General features: G+C 46.6%; 1 protein-coding gene and 1 pseudogene. Both read left to right on the top strand.

Going from position 1 to position 1,071, the window contains the following annotated elements; genetic code table 11:
- Positions 1 to 739 (top strand): pyrroline-5-carboxylate reductase (gene proC, locus PX481_RS18870; protein WP_288095429.1); only part of this gene is annotated, 739 nt, incomplete at its 5' end.
- A gap of 78 nt (positions 740 to 817) precedes the next feature.
- Positions 818 to 1,071, top strand: a pseudogene (locus tag PX481_RS18865) (glucose-6-phosphate dehydrogenase); the annotation flags it as partial.

Genomic DNA, 1,071 nt, shown 5'->3' with positions numbered 1-1,071 from the left:
TATTTATAGTCCCGAAACGGTGTTAGTCAGTGAACCCCAATCCCAACGGCGCAACTTTTGGGTTAATACCTACGGAGTGCAAGTCAGTGAGGATAACCGGGAGGCCGCTAGAGCAGCTGAGGTGTTAATCTTAGCGGTAAAACCGCAAATTTTAGAGCAAGTAGTGAATAGTTTGCTAGGAATACCAGAAAAACCCCTAATTATCTCGATTTTAGCGGGAGTTACCCTCAATCGCTTAGAAATGGGCTTTCCCGATCGCCCCGTGATCCGGACGATGCCCAATACCCCGGCCACGGTGGGACAAGGGGTTACAGCGATCGCATCTGGTCGTCATGCGGAACCAGAACATCTGGCCGTAGCCAGAGATATTTTTGCTGCGGTCGGTTCGGTGGTGGAAGTTCCCGAGGCTTTGATGGATGCGGTAACGGGATTATCGGGATCGGGTCCGGCATTTGTGGCCCTGATGGTGGAAGCTTTAAGCGATGGTGGTGTGGCGGCGGGATTACCACGAGCGATCGCATCTCAATTGGCCATAGAAACAGTTTTAGGGACGGCAACCCTATTAAAAGAATCGGCCATACACCCTGGGGAATTAAAGGATCGCGTCACTAGCCCCGGGGGAACGACGATTGCTGGGGTGAGACAATTAGAAAAAGGCTCTTTTCGATCGACAATTATCGAGGCAGTAGTGGCAGCTTATCATAGAGCTAAAGATTTAGGGCGTAGTTCCGAAAAGTAATCTTTGTATCTTTTTTAACCCATAACTGATGTCTCGATCTGTGATAAGATACGCAGCAATTCTTGTCCAGAAAAAGTTATGAATAAGAAATCTTATCGTTTTGATTTAATGGCATTAATTGCCATTGCTGTTTTTTTTCTGGGGATTGTTTTCTGGAAAGTCCCGCTTCATTATCCCTATATCCTTAATTTTGATGAAGCGGTGGCCCTGGTACTTGCCTACGTCACCAAACAAGGTTATCGTCTCTACGAACAAGTTTGGCACGATCATTTATCGGGTTTATCTCTTTTACTAAATGGTTGGTTAAGCGTGACAGGATTTACTATCCATGC

This window comes from Microcystis sp. M53603_WE2 (genome assembly GCF_030065435.1).
The sequence above is the reverse complement of the archived record's forward strand: the minus strand, read 5'-3'. Positions and strand labels throughout refer to the sequence as shown.